The sequence below is a fragment of the Clostridium estertheticum genome, from assembly GCF_026650985.1.
GTDB lineage: Bacteria > Bacillota > Clostridia > Clostridiales > Clostridiaceae > Clostridium_AD > Clostridium_AD estertheticum_C.
Genome location: NZ_CP086240.1, coordinates 56,764 through 77,413 on the forward strand (window position 1 = coordinate 56,764; position 20,650 = coordinate 77,413).

The 20,650-nt window shown below is 29.4% G+C and carries 25 protein-coding genes; 8 read left to right on the forward strand and 17 right to left on the reverse strand.

Annotated elements, in window-relative coordinates:
• Positions 1-4: 4 nt before the first annotated feature.
• The 5 genes from LL038_RS25010 to LL038_RS25025 all read right to left on the reverse strand — a co-directional run bounded on the left by LL038_RS25010 (position 5) and on the right by LL038_RS25025 (position 3,128).
• Positions 5-739 carry an ABC transporter permease gene (locus tag LL038_RS25010; protein WP_216126698.1) on the reverse strand — a complete coding sequence of 245 codons (735 nt, stop codon included), beginning with the start codon at positions 737-739 and terminating at the stop codon, positions 5-7.
• Entirely contained in the window at positions 740-1,651 is a 912-nt protein-coding gene (locus LL038_RS25015; protein ID WP_216126700.1) for an ABC transporter ATP-binding protein, read from the reverse strand.
• Between the two features lie 399 nt (positions 1,652-2,050).
• The gene (locus LL038_RS25020) at positions 2,051-2,560 is read right to left on the reverse strand and encodes a YbhB/YbcL family Raf kinase inhibitor-like protein (RefSeq protein WP_216126702.1); all 510 of its coding nucleotides are present in this window, start codon (positions 2,558-2,560) and stop codon (positions 2,051-2,053) included.
• 29 nt (positions 2,561-2,589) lie between these two features.
• Positions 2,590-2,721, reverse strand: a complete 132-nt coding sequence (locus LL038_RS25775; RefSeq protein ID WP_216126756.1) for a hypothetical protein — start codon at positions 2,719-2,721, stop codon at positions 2,590-2,592.
• On the reverse strand, positions 2,706-3,128 hold the full coding sequence (locus LL038_RS25025; RefSeq protein WP_216126703.1) for a hypothetical protein: 423 nt from the start codon (positions 3,126-3,128) through the stop codon (positions 2,706-2,708). The genes LL038_RS25775 and LL038_RS25025 overlap by 16 nt, the downstream gene beginning before the upstream one ends.
• A 110-nt stretch (positions 3,129-3,238) precedes the next feature.
• Here LL038_RS25025 and LL038_RS25030 point away from each other — a divergent pair, with 110 nt between their 5' ends.
• Positions 3,239-4,114 (forward strand): LysR family transcriptional regulator, encoded by an 876-nt coding sequence (locus tag LL038_RS25030; protein WP_216126704.1) that lies wholly within the window; start codon positions 3,239-3,241, stop codon positions 4,112-4,114.
• Positions 4,115-4,331: 217 nt separating this feature from the next.
• Here LL038_RS25030 and LL038_RS25035 read toward each other — a convergent pair whose 3' ends face one another.
• Complete coding sequence (locus LL038_RS25035; protein WP_216126705.1) at positions 4,332-5,552, reverse strand: Fic family protein; 1,221 nt, start codon at positions 5,550-5,552, stop codon at positions 4,332-4,334.
• Positions 5,553-5,823: 271 nt separating this feature from the next.
• Between LL038_RS25035 and LL038_RS25040 the strand changes: the two genes are divergently transcribed.
• From LL038_RS25040 to LL038_RS25050, 3 genes are all read left to right on the forward strand, one after another.
• Positions 5,824-5,973, forward strand: coding sequence for a hypothetical protein (locus LL038_RS25040; protein ID WP_216126708.1), 150 nt, complete (start codon positions 5,824-5,826; stop codon positions 5,971-5,973).
• A gap of 932 nt (positions 5,974-6,905) precedes the next feature.
• The gene (locus LL038_RS25045; protein ID WP_216126712.1) at positions 6,906-8,084 is read left to right on the forward strand and encodes an ATP-binding protein; all 1,179 of its coding nucleotides are present in this window, start codon (positions 6,906-6,908) and stop codon (positions 8,082-8,084) included.
• 2 nt (positions 8,085-8,086) lie between these two features.
• Positions 8,087-8,905 carry a hypothetical protein gene (locus tag LL038_RS25050; RefSeq protein WP_216126713.1) on the forward strand — a complete coding sequence of 273 codons (819 nt, stop codon included), beginning with the start codon at positions 8,087-8,089 and terminating at the stop codon, positions 8,903-8,905.
• A gap of 56 nt (positions 8,906-8,961) precedes the next feature.
• Here the strand turns inward: LL038_RS25050 and LL038_RS25055 are convergent, their stop codons facing one another.
• Positions 8,962-9,453 (reverse strand): Panacea domain-containing protein, encoded by a 492-nt coding sequence (locus tag LL038_RS25055; protein WP_216126715.1) that lies wholly within the window; start codon positions 9,451-9,453, stop codon positions 8,962-8,964.
• Positions 9,454-9,596: 143 nt separating this feature from the next.
• Entirely contained in the window at positions 9,597-9,809 is a 213-nt protein-coding gene (locus tag LL038_RS25060) for a hypothetical protein (protein WP_216126716.1), read from the reverse strand.
• 124 nt (positions 9,810-9,933) lie between these two features.
• Between LL038_RS25060 and LL038_RS25065 the strand changes: the two genes are divergently transcribed.
• Positions 9,934-10,260 carry a PadR family transcriptional regulator gene (locus LL038_RS25065; protein WP_216126717.1) on the forward strand — a complete coding sequence of 109 codons (327 nt, stop codon included), beginning with the start codon at positions 9,934-9,936 and terminating at the stop codon, positions 10,258-10,260.
• Positions 10,261-10,279: 19 nt separating this feature from the next.
• Positions 10,280-10,963, forward strand: a complete 684-nt coding sequence (locus LL038_RS25070; RefSeq protein ID WP_216126718.1) for a VanZ family protein — start codon at positions 10,280-10,282, stop codon at positions 10,961-10,963.
• A gap of 355 nt (positions 10,964-11,318) precedes the next feature.
• Here the strand turns inward: LL038_RS25070 and LL038_RS25075 are convergent, their stop codons facing one another.
• The 5 genes from LL038_RS25075 to LL038_RS25095 all read right to left on the reverse strand — a co-directional run bounded on the left by LL038_RS25075 (position 11,319) and on the right by LL038_RS25095 (position 14,810).
• Positions 11,319-11,933 carry a GrpB family protein gene (locus LL038_RS25075; protein ID WP_216126719.1) on the reverse strand — a complete coding sequence of 205 codons (615 nt, stop codon included), beginning with the start codon at positions 11,931-11,933 and terminating at the stop codon, positions 11,319-11,321.
• Positions 11,934-12,215: 282 nt separating this feature from the next.
• The gene (locus tag LL038_RS25080) at positions 12,216-12,365 is read right to left on the reverse strand and encodes a hypothetical protein (protein WP_170288045.1); all 150 of its coding nucleotides are present in this window, start codon (positions 12,363-12,365) and stop codon (positions 12,216-12,218) included.
• 218 nt (positions 12,366-12,583) lie between these two features.
• Entirely contained in the window at positions 12,584-13,606 is a 1,023-nt protein-coding gene (locus LL038_RS25085; RefSeq protein WP_216126720.1) for a replication initiation protein, read from the reverse strand.
• Positions 13,607-14,178: 572 nt separating this feature from the next.
• On the reverse strand, positions 14,179-14,580 hold the full coding sequence (locus LL038_RS25090; RefSeq protein ID WP_216126721.1) for a hypothetical protein: 402 nt from the start codon (positions 14,578-14,580) through the stop codon (positions 14,179-14,181).
• Positions 14,580-14,810 (reverse strand): hypothetical protein, encoded by a 231-nt coding sequence (locus LL038_RS25095; RefSeq protein WP_216126758.1) that lies wholly within the window; start codon positions 14,808-14,810, stop codon positions 14,580-14,582. Before LL038_RS25095 ends, LL038_RS25090 begins: the two co-directional genes overlap by 1 nt.
• Before the next feature lie 512 nt (positions 14,811-15,322).
• Here LL038_RS25095 and LL038_RS25100 point away from each other — a divergent pair.
• Together LL038_RS25100 and LL038_RS25105 are read left to right on the forward strand one after the other, a co-directional pair.
• Positions 15,323-15,772, forward strand: a complete 450-nt coding sequence (locus LL038_RS25100) for a hypothetical protein (protein ID WP_216126722.1) — start codon at positions 15,323-15,325, stop codon at positions 15,770-15,772.
• Positions 15,773-15,776: 4 nt separating this feature from the next.
• Positions 15,777-16,019 (forward strand): hypothetical protein, encoded by a 243-nt coding sequence (locus tag LL038_RS25105; RefSeq protein WP_216126723.1) that lies wholly within the window; start codon positions 15,777-15,779, stop codon positions 16,017-16,019.
• A 161-nt stretch (positions 16,020-16,180) separates the two neighbouring features.
• Here the strand turns inward: LL038_RS25105 and LL038_RS25110 are convergent, their stop codons facing one another.
• The 4 genes from LL038_RS25110 to LL038_RS25125 all read right to left on the reverse strand — a co-directional run bounded on the left by LL038_RS25110 (position 16,181) and on the right by LL038_RS25125 (position 20,595).
• Positions 16,181-16,492 carry a RepB family plasmid replication initiator protein gene (locus tag LL038_RS25110; RefSeq protein WP_216126724.1) on the reverse strand — a complete coding sequence of 104 codons (312 nt, stop codon included), beginning with the start codon at positions 16,490-16,492 and terminating at the stop codon, positions 16,181-16,183.
• Between the two features lie 389 nt (positions 16,493-16,881).
• Positions 16,882-18,303, reverse strand: a complete 1,422-nt coding sequence (locus tag LL038_RS25115) for an amino acid permease (protein ID WP_216126726.1) — start codon at positions 18,301-18,303, stop codon at positions 16,882-16,884.
• Between the two features lie 241 nt (positions 18,304-18,544).
• On the reverse strand, positions 18,545-19,045 hold the full coding sequence (locus tag LL038_RS25120; RefSeq protein WP_216126728.1) for a hypothetical protein: 501 nt from the start codon (positions 19,043-19,045) through the stop codon (positions 18,545-18,547).
• A 77-nt stretch (positions 19,046-19,122) separates the two neighbouring features.
• Positions 19,123-20,595: a DNA-binding response regulator gene (locus LL038_RS25125; RefSeq protein WP_216126731.1), complete on the reverse strand. Its 1,473-nt coding sequence runs from the start codon at positions 20,593-20,595 to the stop codon at positions 19,123-19,125.
• Positions 20,596-20,650 lie beyond the last annotated feature (55 nt).

Here is a 20,650-nt window from a genome sequence, read left to right on the forward strand (position 1 = left end):
CCTTTTAAAAATTTTCTTTGTTATTATAAAGATGTAGTGATATAAAAAACATAACAGCTGCAACAGCTATGCTCACAAAACTAAATAACATGCTGTCCTGATTCATAATAGTAATTGATTTACTTCCCTCGTAAGATGTTGTCATAGGCGCTGTTAAGAATGGATATGTCCATATAAGAACTTTTTGAAAAGGCATAGCCAGACCAAATACTCCAAGAAAACATCCAACAACACCGCCTGCTATGGAAATACTCTGATTCTTTATCATTGAAGAAAGGCCAAACTGCAGTACTATTACTGGAAGATACCCGATTAAAGGCAGTGCACATTGCTTAAATATAAGAGGATAATCAACACCTTCTGCTCCAACATGTGTCCCAAGAACTATAAGCCCAAAGAATTCCACAACTGCTGAAAAAGCAATAAGCACCATCACACATATAAACTTGCCTGCAAAAAGCTTGTTTTTATCACTAACTGTTGTAAACATAAGCTTCCACATATCAGCTTTATATTCAACATCTACAAGTTTGGAGATTACGATTGCGAAAATTATAATCATAATCATAAAATTAAAGCCACTGAAGTTATATAAAACATCCATCCATGTCTGTTTTCCTGTATTTCTTCCTTGAATAATGTAAGTGATAAAAAATGATGCAAGTTCGCCTATCAATATAAGAAAAAAAAGTTTTTTCCTTTTAATTTTCATAAATTCAGCTTTAATAATATCTTTCATTTATAAACTGTGCTCCTTTCTTGTAAGATTAAGGAAAATGTCCTCAAGAGAAGTTTTCTCCTCCTCAATTCTGTAAACCTTAATTCCCTTAAACACAATATTGTCGATTATCTTGCCTAGTATGCTGTCATTAAAGTAATTCATTTCAACACATCCTTCATTTATCTTTCCGGCAACTCCGTTTTCATTTAATATATTGATCGTACTTTGAATATTATCTGTACGAAGGACAATCTTTTGCTCACCTTTGCTTCTTAAATCCTCAATAGTTCCCTGATATACAAGGCTTCCTTTTGTGATTACTCCAACATTAGTTGCCATCTGGTCAATCTCTGAAAGAAGGTGGCTTGAAATTAATACTGTACTTCCATAAGTCTTTGGAATGTCCTTTATAAGCTCTCTTATTTCATGAATACCTGAAGGGTCAAGACCATTAGTAGGCTCATCTAGGATAAGAATCTTTGGATTTCTAAGAAGAGCCATAGCTATTCCAAGTCTCTGTCTCATTCCAAGAGAAAATTCCTTAACAAGCTTATTCTTAACATCATCTAATCTTACAGTCTTCAAAACTTTATTAATATTGTCATAAGGTGAATCAGTAAGAGTCCTCATGATTTTTAAGTTTTCATAAGCTGTAAGATGAGGATAGCTTGAAGCATTCTCAATAAGTGCACCCACATTCTTTAATATCTTGGATCTGTTTTCACTGCATTGCTTCATGCCAAATACATTTACGCTTCCCTTAGTAGGCTTGATAAGTCCAAGAATCATCCTTATAGTTGTTGTCTTTCCTGCACCATTTGGTCCCAGGAATCCGTAAACTTGTCCTTCTCCTATTGATATACTTAAATTGTTAACTACAGAACTTTCATTATATTTTTTGGTCAGATTATTTGTTTCTATTACAGCCATATATAATACCTCCTATTTCTATAATACTATTTGCTTTTAGTACTATATTCTAAATACTTAAGGGTTGTCCCCTTTTGGTATTATGTTACATAAAAGTAAAACAAAATACAATGCAAAAAGCATTAACAGTCATTTATTTGACATGAAAAGTCATTTGAGTCCTAAATATGGTAAAGTATGTTTTTAATCAAAAATTTAACTTTGACTCTATTAGCCATTTAAAAGATTTATAAATAGATTTTATTTATAGTAAATATCAGTAACAACAGGCCCTACGGAAGTGAAGTAGGACCTGTTGTTGTTCAATGTACTAATATAAATTTATAGTAGAATGTATTATCATATGACTTAAATTGTTACATTTATGAAATTATATTTTTGCGGCGGCCGATCCCCCGTTTAAGAATGTGCTAATATTCTTAATTCATCAGACTCTACAACATGGCCATTAATAGCTTTATAAAAATCATTCATGAAATATCCTTGCTCTAGGTCCAATTTTTTATCAAGCCCATATACTTTTAGTGTATACTCATGTTCTTTGTCTGGTGGAGTTGGTCCAGCATATCTATTCGTTATATTAGAATCAGTTTCCCCAACATATGCTGAAGCAAAGCTATTTTGCCCTTGCACAATATTTAGACTATTATCTACACTTATATTTTCTGGAAGACAGTTAATGTTAGCTGGAATATTACACCCTAGCCAGTGTATCCAAGTGAAACCACAAAGTGGAATAGCATCATGATCTAAAAAAGTAATAGCTATAGATTTAACTTTATCAGAAACATCAATAAATTCAATAGGAAAAGATATACATGGATTTCCTTTATATTGATATTTCTCCTCAGCAAATTTTGAGTGTTTAGCGGGTAAATAACCATTTTCTGTTGTAACATTAATTTTCATAAATTCTCATTTCCTTTCTTTTTTTATATTTAGATAACGTAATTATTTTCACAATATATACAGTGAAAATAATCAGCAATAACAATAATATTTCCTGTCCGCTCTCCAATTCCTAAAAATGTTGTTTCTACTTGTGTTGCACCATTTAAAATTCCTGAAATAGTATTTGCAGAAGCAAGGCCCTGTTAGATATATAATTTAGCGATTGTCGCAAATTTTTAAGTATATCTTCTTTTTTACAACCTAATTTCTTTACAATATGTAATTCTGATATAGGAACCAATAGTTTTATAACTAAATTTTTATTAAGATTAGCCAGTTTGCAAGTTAGCTTAATATCTTCATGAATTAATCTAGTCAAAACCACCATTTTTTGCGACTCACCTAATTTTTTTGATTCTTGACTTATTAAGTGAAAATCTTCTCTAGTTGCACACATTCCAACTTCCACAGATTCAATATTTGTTGTCTTAATTAAATTGAGGATTTTTAATTTTGTTTTAAGATCTTTGCGAATATTTCTTTGTTGCATTCCGTCTCTTATGGTATTATCTTGAAATTCTATCATAATGTTCACCCCTTTGTTATAGATAATACATTAAAACTATATATTTTAAAATTTGTAATTTCTTGATATACTATTAAGGAAATCTTAATGATTGGTCGATAGGAGAAAAAATGAATTTAGAATGGTATTACACCTTTATAGTTGTTGCAAAATATGAAAATTATAGAAAAGCAGCAGATGAATTGTTTATAACACAAACTTCAGTATTTAATCATATAAAGAACTTAGAAAATCTTTTAAAGCTAAAGCTTTTTGAGGCAAAAGGGAGAAATATCGTTTTAACAGATGATGGAAAATTTTTTTATTCAATAGCAGTTAGAACAATTAGTACATATGAAAAAGGAATTTATGAAATGAAAAATTCTAAAAAAAAATATTCGTTTAGATTGAATGTTGTAGTAACATCTTACATAGCTTCTTATTTAATGCCTAAATTTTTGCCGATTTTTTTTGATGTTGCACCTAATATAGATATTTCAATTTCGGTTATGGATGATCATATCCCTCAGGCTATAGAAGAGAATACGTATCATATTGGAATAGATAGGAAATTACCTAATACGGATAAGGTAATTTATAAAAATGTGTGTGAAGGAAAAATAAAATTAATAGTTCCTAATGTGAATGCAAATAAATATTTAAAAAGTGAAATTGATTTTTTTAGAAAATATCGTATATTATCTGGCAATCATCCTTCTTATTGGACAGGCTTGATTGATAAAATTTACGAAATAGTTCCAGAAGCTGATATTACAAAGATATCATCTGTTCATGTAACTGAAAGTCTAATAAAAGCAGATCAAGGTATTTCATATTTACCTATATATATTTTTAAGAATTCAGTTAATAAGGATATTCGGATAATTGAATCTAAACTTATAGAAGATCCAATTTCATTCACATATATTATCTGGAAAAAAGACAATTCTGAAATAAAACTTTTTTTAGAATTATTTACTCAATTCATTAAAAATGAGCAAAATTAACATGGTAATGAAGCTTTTAAAGAGTTACTTGCAGATAGTAAGGCAGAAAACATAGAACTTGGTAATACAATAAATTTTCATTGTAGAGTCGGCCCCAAAGTGGAGTTTCTAGGGTATGCCTCTGTAGTCGATGTAATAGAGTCACCTAACATATGCATAAAAACAAGCCACATTCTGGACTTAATATCCATAATGTGGCCTTTTTTCAACAGCACTCCTAAGTTAGGGTTTCATCTTGTAAATTTAACTTACTCATAGCATCTAAATCTACATCATATAATTTTTTTCTCCCATCTTTTGTAATATAAAGAATTTCCTTTTCTTCTAACTCTTTTAATGAACTTCTAACCTTAGACATACCTGTCTCTGAAATTTCAGATAATTCCTCTACGCTTAACCCACTTTCTCCAAATAAGGTATTTTGAATTAATATATATAAAATACTACTTTTCTTCTCATCTTGTTTACATAGCCTATTTGATATCTCACCAAAATAATTAAGTTTAAGATCTTTTTCCTCGAGTGAGCCGCATAAATCTTGTAACGATTTAATAAGCATATCAAAGAATTTAATTACGAAAATTGTTAAATCGCCTCTGTTTTTTTCATCATTAGCCTCTTTAAAACTTTTGTAGTATGAACCTATATTTTCTTTTATCGTATATGATAATCTATATGAAACTAAAATTTGTAATTTACGTGATAATAAGTAACTACTTATAAATCTACTAGTCCTACCATTTCCATCATAAAATGGATGAATATATCCAAATATATAATGAAAAACTGCAATTCTTATTAAATAATTATAGTTTTCATTATTTAAAATATTTAAGCCACTAGACATCTCTTTTATAATTTTATCTTCTGGATAAGTACCATTATGAATTGTTTTTCCTGATGGATTTTGTACATATACTTTATCCTTTCTAAAAATAATCCCATCTGGCTCATTTTTAGAATCTTCGTCAACTACATCTTTTAATACTAATTCATTATATAATTTTCTTACATCTTCACATTCATCTAGTTTTATATCGTCATCTATTAATAGTTCATATTTTTTTACTAATCCATATAACCTTTTTCTTTTATTTTTTTCTGTAATATCATTTAAAATATCATTTATTTCTTTTCGTGTGCTATTTACACCCTCGATTTCATTAGTCATTTTAATCTCATCTATTAAACACCTTTTTCTATACTGATCTAATGCTATCTGTGGCACGCTGTGCATCGTTTCTAATAAGTCACGATCCAGTTCCATAATAGTTTGAGCTCTCTTTAATATATCATTATTAATAACAACAAAAGCATCATATTCATTTATCTTAAAATTAAACTTATAAGTTGATTCACTATTAAGTCTACTTTTATATAAATCTTCATATTTACTATTATCACTATAAAATATACTTGAAAGTAATTTATATTCCATATATATAACTCCTTTCTGATATTAAATCCATTTAAATTATTATAATATAATAATTTAAATAAGTAAATACAAATTAATTAATTAAACTTATTAATATATCAATTTTATAATACTTTATTACTACAAAATAGTACTTATATTATCATATTGTTACCATTTAAACAAAACAATAAACATAAAATAAATACAATAATAATGGTGTATTATGGTATATTTGATTCGAAATCCTTATGCACTTCTATTTTATTACATTAAAGGAGAAGAATTAATTATGCATATAAGAGTAAATAAGGATGATCTGTATAAATCAACAGCAGCAGAACTGTATAAAATGCTTTTAATTGGTGATATTAAAAAGTTTCAGGCAGGCTTTTGGAAAAGACCAGATGCTGACAAAAATGCAATAGAGGTTAGTGGTTGATTGAGGAAAAATTGAAATGGTCTGAGTATGATATCAAAAAATCCATATGTACAAATGTATTTATTGAAAACGTTTTAGGTGGTTTGCTTGGAATTCTTGATATGTTGACTATTGTAAGCGCTGTATATTATAATTAATAGAAATCATATATTACTCAGTTTTTGTGCTGAGTATATACAGTTCATAACTAATTATATCAACCTTGAGTGTTTAGCTTGACAGAGGTATAGTTATATATAATTGTATTTCACTCAGTTTTATGCTGGGCTAATATAATTGTTAATTTAAAGGTAACACGGGTTTTTATGCCCGTGTTTTGTTTTTTTCTAAAAACTAATAAATATAGGCTTATTTAGTCAACATATTTGTTTGCTAAATAATTGTGTTCAGTAAACAAATTTATTTATAATCGTAGTGTTCTATTATTTTGAGTTATTCTCTTTTTATAGATAATATCAACCCGATATCATTTTCACATCTTTTTCGACTAAGGTTCTAGGGTCTAAATCAAGAAGGACTTCTTCTACATTGATTATAAATTTATGCTTTGATACTTCAGGACAAAACAAGACCTATTCATTATAAAATTGTTTATATCTATTAATATATACTAAAACATATTAAATCAATTAAAAATGTTTTAAATATGATATAATTTATTAATAGTATTTAAATATGATTAAAATAGATAAAAACAACATTAATTGATTAAAAGTATTTATAAATGGAAATATTATATGTAATTAGATTAAATCATCTCCTTTGGAGCTGCAATATTAATGACTTAAGAAGGAGATTTATACTACCACTGAAATTTTCTATTTGTTAGGGTATGTAACTCCCACCTATAGAAATAGGAGAATTTCCTTCTGAAATGTCATTAAATAATTTGATTCATAAAAAATAATGTTACTTGTAAAGGAGAGATATTTATGTGTATTAAAAAATTGTTATCTTCAGATGTTTTTAAACCATGCAACTTTCCAGAGCATACATACATACCAAGAGAGTCTAAATTCGGGATAGAATATGAGCAAAGACTTAATCTAGCTCTAAATGTATCAGGTACACTAATTTCAATTATTGGTGCGTCTAAAATGGGTAAAACTGTTTTATGTGAAAAAGTTATCCCACTTGAGAAACAAGTTAATATATCTGGTGCTGATTTTTTAAATGGAGAGGACTTCTGGAGTGTAATTGCACAAAAAATCGGGCTACCTTTTGAGGGTAAAACAACTGAAAGTAAACAAATTAGCAATACTGAGCATCATAGCAAAACCGAATCCTTTATATTGACTAAAGATATGGTTATTAAACATTTTGCTATTAATAATAAAGTCTTAATTTTGGATGACTTTCATTATGCCTCAAATGAAGCCCAAAAGAGTATTGCAAGTCATCTTAAAGATGCCATAAGAAGAGATTTTAGAGCAATTATAATTTCATTGCCACATAGGGCAGATGCTCCCATTAGAAATAATGCTGATTTAGCTGGAAGATTAAGTTTAATTGATATTGAATCATGGAAAATAAATGAATTAGAGGAAATAGCAACAAAAGGATTTAAACAACTAAATGTTAAGATTTCAACGCAGGTCGCTCAGAAAATTGCTATAGAAAGCTTAACTTCACCACAGCTTATGCAATATATATGTCTAAGTATTTGCACAGCACTTAATGTTGATAATGGAGAGACTAAGGAAATAACATCGGATATCCTAGAGAAAGCTTATAAACTTACAACCTCTAACCTTGACTATGCAGATGTTGTAAACTTAATTTCAAAAGGTCCATTAAGTAAGGGTAAGTCAAGAACTATGTACTCCACTAAACTGGGTGAACAAATGGATTTATATAAATTAGTAGTAGAGTCTTTGTCTAAAAATCCACCATTAATGGGACTCACAATAGATGATATTAAAGAAAGAGTAGCTGATCTAATACAAAATGATATGATGAAACCAGACAGACAAAAAATCAAAAACACAGTGACTCAAATGCAAAAAATAATTACTGATAAAGATGATATTTTCAAGGTATTGGAATGGAAAGATGACATGATTTATATAACAGATCCTTTATTTCTCTTTTATTTAAGATGGGGAAGATAATTATGAAATATAATATGTCACTAAAAAAACATTCCGTATGTGAAGTGTTGGATTTTTTCAATATACAAATATATGAACTTGCGAGCACCAATAGTACTATAGACATTTCTAATATACTTAAGGGTATTGCATTTAAAGTGTCTGAATACATAAATTCTGAAGAATTAATTTTAGAAATTAAAAACTCAAGTGAATATATTTCTAACACTTTTTCTGAACTTAAAACCGACGAAAGTATAAATGAAGCTAAGAATAGAGTTTTATCTTGTCTAAATATTATAACTAGTTATTTAAGTGAAGATAAAATAAAATTTATAGATTATAAATCAGATATGGATGAGTATACATCTATATTAATTATAAAAAAAATACTTAATAATTTTTATGAACATATAAAGGCTATGTATTTCGATACTGTACATGGAAAAGCAAATATAACAAAAGCGCAGCTTGATAATATTAGAATAGGTAATGAATATGATGTTCAGAGAATATTGTTTTCTCTTATAAAACCTGTATTTACTGATGCTAAAATAGAAGTAGTCGATAATACCGGTTGCTCTACAGTTAGATATGATATAGATATAGGCTCTTGTAATACAACAATCGAAGTTAAATGTTCTCGGAAAAGCATGACTGAAAGAAGTCTGAATGAGGAAATGGGTTCGGATAGTTTCCACTATAATCGTAATAATATAATCTTCTTTGTTTATGATAAGGAATCTATTGTATCTGATATTCAAAGTTACCATAAAACATATAATAAAGTTTTTGATAATAAATCAATAGATATAATAATTATTCAACCCATAATATTGTAAAATAGTAACAGTCACCTGCCTAGCGTAGAAACGCCCTAAGTGGGTGATTGCTTATATTAAAACTCCATTTTCAATTCTTCGCCCTCATAAGAAATTATATTGTCTGTATCATTCTTAATCCACCCAGACTCTTTATGAGACTCATCAGATATTTTGCTACAGCTAATATCCTTAAACCTTTTTATAACAGCATCTATAACATCCATTTCTTCCTGATCGTATATAGACATATCATAGTTTTTTTTGCTTTTTATCTTAGTGGTAGTAGAATTATTGTAATTATCCTCTGTTTCTTCTTTATAAAATTTATCATCAAGTAAGTTAATTATCTCTTCATAGCCTTTCTTTTCAATAACAGGTCCGTATTGTTGTTTTACATATCTTAATCCTGTAATAGATCTTACATTTTCTTTAAAGTTCTCAAAATCAATAAACCACAAATATTTATTTAAACTTGTTTTATATAAATTATCAACTTTATCTGCAATATAGCTTATAAGATTCTCAACTCTTTCAATTTCAAACTTTCTGAATCCATTTAACAACATTTTGGAAGCTTCAAGTCTGCCATCTTCTATAAGTGGCAGTTGTCTAGCCTAAAAAAATTGCTTTGGTGGCAGTCTAAATCTGCTTCCAAAGTTGTTAATATTTCAGCTCCGCAGGAGATGATTTAATATATCTTCATCATGTTTTAATTCACTTTCAAGCAATGACTTAACCATATTTTTTTAGAACTTTGAAAATAGCTTGTTATCTTATTATAATTTTTTTCATTTATTCTTGTGGTTTCATAAGCCTCTGTAACCTTTTGTTTAAATTTTTCTTCACTTGTTATAATATCTTTTAAAATATCGCTGTGACTCTTACTTGGCAGAGCATCTCTTTCATATCTGTTAATTGTCATCTTTTCTTTTCGTGTGGATAGGCAAAAACACCTACATTATGAGTTTTTTTTAAAACCACCTTGTATATCAAGGTAGTTTTGATATAATGTAAGTAATATTAATACAAAAAAGGCAGGATAATCTATGGATAAAGAAATGTTAAAAGGTTCATTGGATATTATAATATTACAGATGTTATTTAAAAGTGAAATGTACGGATATGAAATTGCAAAACAAATAAAAAAAACGGCTAAAAATTCACTAGAAATAGGAGAGGGTACTTTGTATCCCGCACTCAAAAGACTTGAAGAAAAAAAATATTTAGAATCTTATTGGGTTTCAATCGGAGGCAAAAATAATAGAAAATATTATAAAACTACAAAGGATGGAATATTGGAATTAAAAAGAAAGTTAGAGAGCTTAAATATTATTAATGACTTAATTAAAGAACTTATTTTGACAAATCAATAAAATTATATGGAGGTTTAATATGGATAAGATTGATAAGTATATAAAAAATGTAATAAATGGATTGGATTTAGATAAGAAAGAAATTGATGAGCTAAAAACTCAATTTAAAGACCATATTTTTTCATTAAAGGCTGAATATCTAGAAAAAAGTTATTCTGATGATAAATCAATTGACCTAGCATTGGAGGACTTCGGTAATGAAAATAATATTTCTGAAATGTTTGATAATAATGAAACAATGTTTTTTAGCACTTATAAGAAAGTAATTTTTGTAATTTTTGGCATATACTTATTTTTGTTACTTGTATATTTAATTTGCGTATCATCTTTGGGACCAGCAAACTTAAGGTTTAATATTATTTCTATAATACCATTTAGAACAATAATTTCAATAATAAAAGCTATATTGGCTGATGGACTAAATATAAATACATATATGGTACCTTCTGGATGTTTGTGGTTTATCCCAATGGGAGTATTTATCCCTTTAATAAATTGTAAAGCTAATTCATTTAAATATGCAATTAAGACTTTTATAATTATCGTTTTATTAATACAGGTTGTAAATTTTGTAGTTGGTAGAGTAGGAAATATAGATTTTGCAATAATTCATTTGTTAGGATGCTTAATTGGGTATGGAATCTTTAAAATTCTTATGAAATCTAAGATATTAAAGAAAGTTAAAAGTGTGTTAACCTATTAATGATAACTATAGAAGCTAGATATATTGTATACCTAGCTTCTACAGTATTAATTATATATGTTTCCCCAACTATTTGCGGAATAGGTTGGATTTAAATGTTTAACTCTAAGACATACACCACTTAAATTTACAGATAAATATATAATTATTGTGTTCAATCTTATTTTGTTTAATATAGGTGGTTAATGCTGTCATTTAGCTTTATCTTCTTTTCTTTATTTGTTTTTTGCTCCTGCAGCACACAATAAGAAAAAAGGCCTTAGTTAAATCTACTATAAACCTTTATATATCAACGCTTTATGCTGTTTTTACGAATGTATTTGAAAGAGAACTATTCACCTTTACATTACGCTTATTATCTTGGTTTATATCTATCATGGAATTCTTGTTTTGCGGAATTAGTATATTTTTTAACGAATTCTAATTTTGTTTGTGAGTATCCATTTGGCACTCCATTTGGCATACGTTCTATTAAACCTTTTTCAATATCATTTAGTATATTTAGTTTTAATTTTCCATATTCAGTTGCCACTTCAGGATTTGCTATAAGAAAATCTCTAAAATATAGTTCATCCCAATCCCCCAAATATCTGACATGGAGGAAGCAAACTTTTTCTGCATACCCGTCAGAAGAAAAGCCTTTACCGAGCAATAATCTCATTGGGTCGTCATTTCGATTAAAAAGTTCAACACCATATCCAATTATTTTTAATTCATCAACCAATCTTGCAACATTACAACAACCGTCAATTTCTAATAAAATATCTATTATTGGCTTTGCTATCAAACCTTCAACCGCAGTACTTCCTATATGATTAATTCGTGCAATATCTTCAGCTTTTACAGCGTTTAAAATGGTTTGTTTTTCAATTTCGTACCAATCTTTATAATTTGCGTTATACTCTTTTAAAATTATTGGGAACGTTTTTTTCCATTCATCAATTGACAATTCAGATACTTTCTTTTTCATAATTTATACCCCCCGTATATTATATAAATAATCTAAAGTAAACTCTTCCAAACTGTTATGTAAAAATAATATCATTTGTTTACCAATGTTTACTAATTTGTAAAAAATCAACTTTGTTTAATTATATTGAACTTCATCACATATTATATGGACATTATATTTACCTATATATACCACTATTTGTTAAGATGTATATGCATCACCAATTACTAATTCTTTAGGAATAACATCTTAAAACATAAATTAATCTCCATAAAAATAATTATAAGATTCGTTATATGTTTATTCACCTTGCTTAACTAATTTTTCCAATAAGCTAATTATTTTATCCAACTTTTCATTTGAATCATTTGTGTTAATCCTGACAGAATCTACATTGTTATTTACCTGTTCTATTCCATTTATAACTTCTTTCATTTCTTTAATATGCATCTATCTCACCACCCTATATAGAAGATAATTCCACATTAAATAATAAATTCCTTTATTGTAATGCTAATCTTCCCTACCCAAATCATCTCTCGTCATTTTATCCAATCTTTCCACCAGCGCCCCTATTATAACGACCATCTCATGCTTTATACTGGTTCAAAACATTCTGCCTTAGAATTAACCCTAAATATATTGTTTAATTATATAACATTCACTTATTAATTTTCCCACCCTAATAGTTTCTTTTCAAGAGAATCAAAATCATATGTCCTTTGTTCGTAGTTTGTAAAGTTAGATTCATGTATATTTGCCTGCAGCTCATTAAAGCCTTTTACAATAGTTCTCATATATCCAACAACATTTGGAACATCTTTGGTCAATAAATACTGATAACATTGATTAATCAAATCTAAGTTATTATTAGCGTCTTTTAATATGCAACTTGCCTCATGTCTTGTTAGAGTGTTCTTTGTAAATATTTCTTGTACTTGTTTTATTAGTCCCAGCTCTTCAATCTCTTTTAAATCTGATGACGTTGCTGATATTTCATTCCTGGCTTTATTATTTTGATTTTGCTTTATAATAAATTTAATTCTCACTACTTTACGACCCACTTTAATCTCCTGAAATTCAAAAGATATATCACTATACTTATTTATCTCTTTCATTGCCATATCTAAAACATAAGTCCTAAATAATCCATACTTATCATAGCTTTTAGGGCATTGTAGTTTTTTTCTTAATATATCTAAATTATCAATTCGCCATCCGGTATCTTCAAAACTCTTTAAATAATAATAAACTCTTTTGCTATAAATACTAGTAAAGTTTATAGGATACTCTATTTTATAATAAATTCTTTTTTTCATTTCAAGCAACAATCCTTTAAGTTTGGTTCCTATTTCAAAAGTTATTTTCCCCTCTGACTTTACATATTCGATTGATGCAAACCATACAAAAAAGGTTTCTTTTTCTACACCTTTATCATTGTTGGTTAATAAATAGAATCCAGTTCCCTCCATGCCCTTAGTTGCCTTCTCTAAATTTCTATAAATATTGCTTGTATCTGTCTTATACAAATGCTTATAGTCGTTAATATTCAATTCATATAAATAATTATTATCATCCTCTATCTTTGTTAGTACCATATCCATTATGTCATTTTGGCTTACTGATAAGTTATATCTAGCCTCAATAAGCTCATTTGGTCTTACTGCAATGTATTTACCCTTTTTAATCATAAAAGTATACCTCCAAGCTATTATTAAAATATAATTATAAAAGGTAAATGGTTAGCTGTCAACTTACCCTTTACCGACATCGCCTTACCTTTAAACCGACATTACCTTACCTTAAGTTCACTTATCCACCGACATTGACTTACCTTCAGACCGACATCAGCTTACCTTCAAACCTATGTATCCATTGATATAACTAGTTCTGGAGCACCCCTACTATACCTTTACTATACAAGTACTTGTACTATACAACAACAAGGGAGCCATTGTTGTATAGCATATATAGAAAAAACTAAGCAGAAAGAATTCTACCTAGTTTGCCACTCCAATTTCATAATATATTGCCATAATAAATTCATTTTTTACACCAACATTTACTACATACCTTTTGACCGACATTAGATAACCTTCAAACTTTGCATGTATTGATATAACTAGCTTTAAGTCAATAATGCGGTCAATATGGGTAGCTTTGATATCAAGATAGTTAGTGTTTGTATCAACAAATTCCTTAATTCTTCATTAGTATCTTAATCCCCACTGGGTTATAAAATTTCTAGCCCAAGGGCAATTTTCTATATTTCTAGAAATTTATCGAAAAATTCTTTAAATCTATTATGGAATTCTATTTTTATATCAAAGGAGAGCTTTGATATTTTAATTATAATTGGATATTTAATATATATTTCAGCATAGTCATTCTCAAAGTTACTAACAGTATATACTTGGAAAATCATGCCATTAATTATATTTAATTCAGCATAAAAATTATCAATAACCATTTCTTCGTTATTTAAAATAGAACAATGTGTGTCTTTATCATATTTGCTCCATATCATTTCAAATAGTTTTTTTGTATTTTTAGTTGGTAAAATAGCAAAATCAATCATTGCCATAGGTGATGTATCATCACTCATTACCGAATAAATCTTATTCCTTCTTGCCATATCTGATTGAAACATCTTAAGTTTAGCCATTATATATCCCACCCTAGTAATTTCTTTTCCAAATCATCAAAATCATATGTTCTCTGCTTGTAGTTGTTGAAATTGTCAACCTTAATTTTGCTAATAGGCTGCTTATAATCTTTTTTTATTGCATCAATAAGCCACCCCACCATATTACCAATTTTAGGCACTGTTTCAGCGTGTATATACTTTTCTTTGATGATACTTATATCACCATTGGCAATATTTAATATCTCCATTGCTTCAAGGTCTGTTATTGGTTCCCGTATAATTTCTTTTACAAATTTAATAGCCTCAATGCTTTGCTTCTCATTTGGTTTGATATCTTCTGATGTAGCTGCTAGTTCCCTACTGGCCTTGCTTTGCTTTATGTAAAATTTAATTTAAATTTTACCATACGACCTTTAAATGCGTCAAGTCGTTTTAACTGTCGCTTTAAGTACGAATCAGTCGTAGTTTCGTACTAATTGGTCGTCTTTCGTATACTCAAACATAGATATATCAATGCTTTGTAGTATGCCTAAAATCTTTAAAACTTGTTGTTTATATAAAACTATTAAAACAACAACAGACATACTTCTATACAGTTAATAAAACAGCATAAAAACCCTTTAATTTTTTTTATGCTGTTTTGGTATATATAAAAATTATAATGGATAAAATAATATATGTAGTCACCTTGACCACAGTGACTACATATATTATACTAGGAGGTGAAGTAATGATTTTTTTTAAAAAAGGAGAAAATAATATGGAAATGCTAATGGAACGAAAACTTAATATTAGAGATACAAAAAAACATTATAGTGAATTAAACAATGCGGTATTAAACGGATTAGAAATGGTTACTTTCAAAGGTATAAATAAAAATGCAAAAAATGACGAAGAAGTAAGTCATATAAAAACTCCTTATGTAGATTTTTTAATGGGATTCTTAAAGTTTAATCCAATTACAGAATCCGGAGAGGAATTAGGTGGATTCACTATTTCGTTAAACGAGATTGATATGTATGGTGAAGGTTCTACAATTGAATCTGCAAAAGAAGATTTGATGAATACCATCTGTGAGTATATTAGTATTTATCTAAACCAAATTGATCTATTTGGTAAGGTTGAAAGCATCTCTAAACAAGTTTATATGCTAAAATTAATTCGTTGTGATGGCAATAGAGATAAAATAATGAAAGAAATAGGTTTATAATAATATGCCAATAAGATTTAGCATGGGACATATAAAAAGACTATTAGTATATTTTAATATGCAACTTCTAAGAAAAGGTGGATTTATATATGGCGGCTTGGGTAAGGATGGAATTTGGAGAACTTGTAAATTTGATTACCATAAAGACAATGATACACTAAGACCAGGTACAGCTAATTCTATCGCACACTCATTGAAATTTAAAGATGTTGAGGAAATGAAAAAATTTATAGATAATAATAAATAAATTTTTTCATTCCTATTTTTTGAGCGTGAACGCCGTGAATTTTTACTACAGATATTATTTTCTAAAATCACTAAGCTTCAATACCGCGCGCTCACCCAAATCATCTCTCTCCATTTTATCCAATCTTTCCACCAGCGCCCCTATTACGACCATCTCATGCTTTATACTGGGGTAGTAACCGCAAAACGCGGTAAACATACGTTAAGACAGTTATTACCAAAAGAATCTTTTAATATGCAACTTGCCTCATGTATTGTTATAGAGGTCTTTGTAAATATTTCTTGTACTTGTTTTATTAGCACCAGCTCTTCACTCTCTTTTAAATCTAATGATGTTGCTGATATTTCATTCCTGGCTTTATTATTCTGATTTTGCTTTATAATAAATTTAATTCTCGCTACTTTTCGACCCACTTTAATCTCCTGAAATTCAAAAGATATATCACTGTACTTATTTATCTCTTTCATTGCCATATCTAAAACCTAAGCAGAAAGAATTCTACCTAGTTTGCCACTCCAATTTCATAATATATTGCCATAATAAATTCATTTTTTACACCAACATTTACTACATACCTTTTGATCGACATTAGATAACCTTCAAACTCTGCATGTATTGATATAACTAGATTTTAATCACACATAATTTACTAGTTCGCCAGTTACAGGATCTAAAGGAATTTGTCCCGATGTAAATAATAATTTGTTGTGCTTATTATTTGTTTCTCCATAATATAAACCTTCCTATAATTTTAACAATAATGAATTTCTCCAATGCTATAATCGTTAAAGTTCACGTTCCTATAGTGGTAAATTAACGATTACTGCAACCTGGATAATTTTAACTAAGATTCAACGATTGTTTAATCACAATCAGAATCAAGTTTCAGTAGATTTGTATTCCTATTCTTGTCATCTTCTTGTATGCGTTTGTCAATTCCCAATACATAATAGCTTACTGCCATTAGTCCTAAGAAAACAATTCCAACAATGAGAGATGCTCGTGTTTCATTATTAAGCCACATGCCAATTAACACCATTATTAGGAACCCTATTGTTACATAGTTTGAAACTGGTGAAAAAGGCATTTTAAACGGATGGCTATCTGTTAAAGCTCCTTGTTCCTTTCTGAATTTGATATGACTGATTAGAATGACAAACCAAGGAACCATACCAGGAAGTACACTTGCACTATAAACATACACGAATATATTTTTAGGTGCCATATAACTTAAAATTACTCCGATTAAAAGTCCAATTACCACACCAAATGTACCAACCACTGGCACACCACTTTTTGTTACTTTTCTAAAGAACTTTGGACCTTGCCCATTTACTCCTAATGTATAAACCATACGTCCTGCACTATAGATACCACTGTTACATCCTGAAAGAGCAGCTGTGACACACACGAAATTAATAATTCCGGCTGCTGCTGTAATTCCAGCTTTTGAAAAAGTAGCTACAAATGGGCTTCCAACTCCACCTAATTGATTCCAAGGATAAACAGTTACAATAACAAAAATTGCTCCACAATAGAAAATCAAAATACGGCCTATTAAAGTTTGAATTGCTTTAGTTAACGTTTTTTGCGGATCTTTTGCTTCACCTGCTGTAATTCCAACAAGTTCAACCCCTTGATAAGATGCAGCAACTAGTGATAGAGAGAAGAAGAAGCCCTTAAAACCACCTCCAAAAAAACCACCATTTTTCCAAAGATTTGAAAATCCAATTGCTTTGCCGCCATTACCAATTCCAAACAAAATCAAGCCCACTCCAACGGCAATCATAAATATAATGGTTACAACTTTAATAAGTGAAAACCAAAATTCAAATTCACCAAATGATTTTACAGATACTAAATTTACTGTTGTTAATACAATCATTGCAATTAAACCTGGAACCCAAGTAGGAAGACTTGGAAACCAATACTGCATATAAGCACCAACAGCAATAACTTCAGACATACCCACAATCACCCATTGGAAACAGGTGCTCCAAGCAGTTAAATATCCTACTAAAGGATGAATATATTTATAACCAAATGTTGCAAAGGAACCTGTGGTTGGCTCTATATACAACATTTCCCCCATGGCACGCATAATAAAAAAAATGAATATACCTACAAGTGCATATGATAACATTACAGATGGGCCTGTCCATAAAATTGTACTTTTTGAACCCATGAATAAACCTACACCAATTGTACCTCCCAAGGCAATCATCATTATCTGACGGCTCGACAACCCACGGCTTAATTCTCCCTTTTCCTTTTCCTCTTCCATTTACATTTCCTCCTTATTTAGTTTGGTAGTGTAAATTTTTTTACACTACTTATTTGGTTTTTTCTTTATATATCAACGGTTACAGAATTTTTTAGACACAAAAAACAATGACCCCCTTAATCGTTTGCTCCATCCCATAATCTTCTTTTAATCTCTTCTGATGTAATCATACTTATGCCTCCAAATATTTCGTTTTTTTACACGCTTATAGCCGTTTTTGCTTCCATTACTCTATAGTCCCTTACTTCCTAAAATCACTAAGCTCCAAAACCGAACCCTCTCCAGGATCCTCTTTCTCCATATTATCCAATCTTTCCACTAGCTCCCCTATCATTACAACCATCTCATGTTTACTATATTCCCTATCATCGAAACCATTTGCTTTTCCATGGGCCTTTTTATAAAGCTTCTTCGCATACTTTAACTGTTTATCCGTAGCTGGTTCCGTTTTTTGCTTTTTAACTCTCTCAACAGCATTACCCTTTAACTTAACTATCTTTTTAACGTATCTCTCTTCAAATACCTTTTTAATATCATCTAATAGCTCATCATCTACACCAAATCTCTCATTTGTAATTCTCTTAACATACTGCAGCTTTCCTTCTACCTCTTCGAACTTATCTTTAAACCAATAATCAAACACAGAATCAAAAACCTCATCCTCAGAGATTCCTTTTAGAGCAGTAGTTATACTACCACTAATACTAAGCTTCCATTTTTGTTCTAAATCCACATATAACATAGTAAAACCCTCCCAAAGACATCAAAAAACCCTAAAAGAAAAAGAAGCAGGTTACACCCATAATCTTATCGGACGTTTCATGATACCAAACTTTTTTGAAAATCTTCCTTTATTTTCTTGTAATATCTTTTTACTGTAGCTATCCCTATATTTAACATATTGGCAATCTCATTTTGGCTTAACCCTTTATCTTTCAATTCTTTTACTGCCGTTATCTTATTTAATTTTTCTAATTCTCTTTTAGTTAACCCAGTTTCGTCTCTTCTTTTAACCTTATGATTTTGGTTATTTCTTCTCTTAATTTCTTTTGTATTAATAATAGTCTTAAGAGGCCTCATCTCATCTTCAATAATGTTTAAAAGCTTTATAAGCGTTGTGTTTTTATAGTTGTAACCCTTATATTTATATCCAGATCTATTTTTCTTTTTAACTGTGCCCTCTTCAAAATTAATTTTTAGTTGTTCTATATCTTCTTTGGGGCGAGGATCGAATTCATTCTCCAGCCACTCCTTATATGCTCTTTCTGCCTGCGAGGTTTGACTTCTAACTTCACTTTCAGGTAATGGACATATAAATCCTTTGTTAAATTCTAAAGTGTCCTCTAAGGCCTTCTTAAGGTCATTAGTAAAACAACAGGCCCAGTATCTATATAAAAAACACATAAGCTCTCTTTGGCTTTTTTCTACTAATTCCCCGTTTTCATCCCGGCAATATCCTTTTCTAAAATTCTGAAGCGCCACGACGTCCATCAGCCTTGCATGGTGAAGACTATAAAGATTAAATAGTTTTACAACTTTTGATTTTCTTCCACGTTTTTTTACACCTGGGTTTTTAACATAATCATTTAGCTCCGGTAGATAATTCTCTTGAATATCACGAAGCGCATATCTTTCTTCATTAAAAACTAATATCTCAGTTGCTTGTCCATTTTTTTGATTAATAGTTCCTGATAACCTAGATACTCTAGCTGCATCAATTGATTTAGCATCAGCGCCTATTTCTTTTAACTTCTCTAGAAAGAATTTCTGCACTGCGTTCCAAAGAGGAAGAGCCATATATGGCACTGGCTCTATAAGCCAGTAAATAACTATCCCTTGACCTGAGATAACTATAAAACTAGGCGGTGGAACAGACTTCTTAAAATAATCTTTCTCAAGTAACCATACAATCTGCTCTACGCTTAAGCCCTTGTATTGTTCTAATGTATAATAATCCAAATCTATAAATAAAGAATTTAATTTTCTTATATTTTCTATACGCCTCTTAGGTTTGTAAAAAGAATTAGGACTTAGATATATATTTGCATCTTTTACACCTATAACCTTACCTATATTTTCCTTAAGCTTGTCTACTTTGTAGTGATGCTGTATCCAGTTATTATCCTTTTTAAGGGCTATAGTTATGTATCCATCATCATTTTCATGCAAAAGATTTATTTGCATTTGAGCCTGGGATACCTCTGAACTATTAACCACATCATCTATTGGCACTATAGTTAGATTTCTTATAATCTCACTATAGCCTTCAATGTGTATTTTCTCGGCCAACATAAAAAAGCCCTCCTATTTTTTAGTAACCCAAATAAGAGTGCTGCATTATACCAAT

Bases quoted from the DNA above. Each gene is read 5' to 3' on its own strand.
- LL038_RS25010 (WP_216126698.1), bottom strand. From the start codon at position 739: ATGAAAGATATTATTAAAGCTGAATTTATGAAAATTAAAAGGAAAAAA.
- LL038_RS25015 (WP_216126700.1), bottom strand. From the start codon at position 1,651: ATGGCTGTAATAGAAACAAATAATCTGACCAAAAAATATAATGAAAGT.
- LL038_RS25020 (WP_216126702.1), bottom strand. From the start codon at position 2,560: ATGAAAATTAATGTTACAACAGAAAATGGTTATTTACCCGCTAAACAC.
- LL038_RS25025 (WP_216126703.1), bottom strand. From the start codon at position 3,128: ATGATAGAATTTCAAGATAATACCATAAGAGACGGAATGCAACAAAGA.
- LL038_RS25030 (WP_216126704.1), top strand. From the start codon at position 3,239: ATGAATTTAGAATGGTATTACACCTTTATAGTTGTTGCAAAATATGAA.
- LL038_RS25035 (WP_216126705.1), bottom strand. From the start codon at position 5,552: ATGGAATATAAATTACTTTCAAGTATATTTTATAGTGATAATAGTAAA.
- LL038_RS25040 (WP_216126708.1), top strand. From the start codon at position 5,824: ATGCATATAAGAGTAAATAAGGATGATCTGTATAAATCAACAGCAGCA.
- LL038_RS25045 (WP_216126712.1), top strand. From the start codon at position 6,906: ATGTGTATTAAAAAATTGTTATCTTCAGATGTTTTTAAACCATGCAAC.
- LL038_RS25050 (WP_216126713.1), top strand. From the start codon at position 8,087: ATGAAATATAATATGTCACTAAAAAAACATTCCGTATGTGAAGTGTTG.
- LL038_RS25055 (WP_216126715.1), bottom strand. From the start codon at position 9,453: ATGTTGTTAAATGGATTCAGAAAGTTTGAAATTGAAAGAGTTGAGAAT.
- LL038_RS25060 (WP_216126716.1), bottom strand. From the start codon at position 9,809: ATGACAATTAACAGATATGAAAGAGATGCTCTGCCAAGTAAGAGTCAC.
- LL038_RS25065 (WP_216126717.1), top strand. From the start codon at position 9,934: ATGGATAAAGAAATGTTAAAAGGTTCATTGGATATTATAATATTACAG.
- LL038_RS25070 (WP_216126718.1), top strand. From the start codon at position 10,280: ATGGATAAGATTGATAAGTATATAAAAAATGTAATAAATGGATTGGAT.
- LL038_RS25075 (WP_216126719.1), bottom strand. From the start codon at position 11,933: ATGAAAAAGAAAGTATCTGAATTGTCAATTGATGAATGGAAAAAAACG.
- LL038_RS25080 (WP_170288045.1), bottom strand. From the start codon at position 12,365: ATGCATATTAAAGAAATGAAAGAAGTTATAAATGGAATAGAACAGGTA.
- LL038_RS25085 (WP_216126720.1), bottom strand. From the start codon at position 13,606: ATGATTAAAAAGGGTAAATACATTGCAGTAAGACCAAATGAGCTTATT.
- LL038_RS25090 (WP_216126721.1), bottom strand. From the start codon at position 14,580: ATGGCTAAACTTAAGATGTTTCAATCAGATATGGCAAGAAGGAATAAG.
- LL038_RS25095 (WP_216126758.1), bottom strand. From the start codon at position 14,810: ATGGAGATATTAAATATTGCCAATGGTGATATAAGTATCATCAAAGAA.
- LL038_RS25100 (WP_216126722.1), top strand. From the start codon at position 15,323: ATGGAAATGCTAATGGAACGAAAACTTAATATTAGAGATACAAAAAAA.
- LL038_RS25105 (WP_216126723.1), top strand. From the start codon at position 15,777: ATGCCAATAAGATTTAGCATGGGACATATAAAAAGACTATTAGTATAT.
- LL038_RS25110 (WP_216126724.1), bottom strand. From the start codon at position 16,492: ATGGCAATGAAAGAGATAAATAAGTACAGTGATATATCTTTTGAATTT.
- LL038_RS25115 (WP_216126726.1), bottom strand. From the start codon at position 18,303: ATGGAAGAGGAAAAGGAAAAGGGAGAATTAAGCCGTGGGTTGTCGAGC.
- LL038_RS25120 (WP_216126728.1), bottom strand. From the start codon at position 19,045: ATGTTATATGTGGATTTAGAACAAAAATGGAAGCTTAGTATTAGTGGT.
- LL038_RS25125 (WP_216126731.1), bottom strand. From the start codon at position 20,595: ATGTTGGCCGAGAAAATACACATTGAAGGCTATAGTGAGATTATAAGA.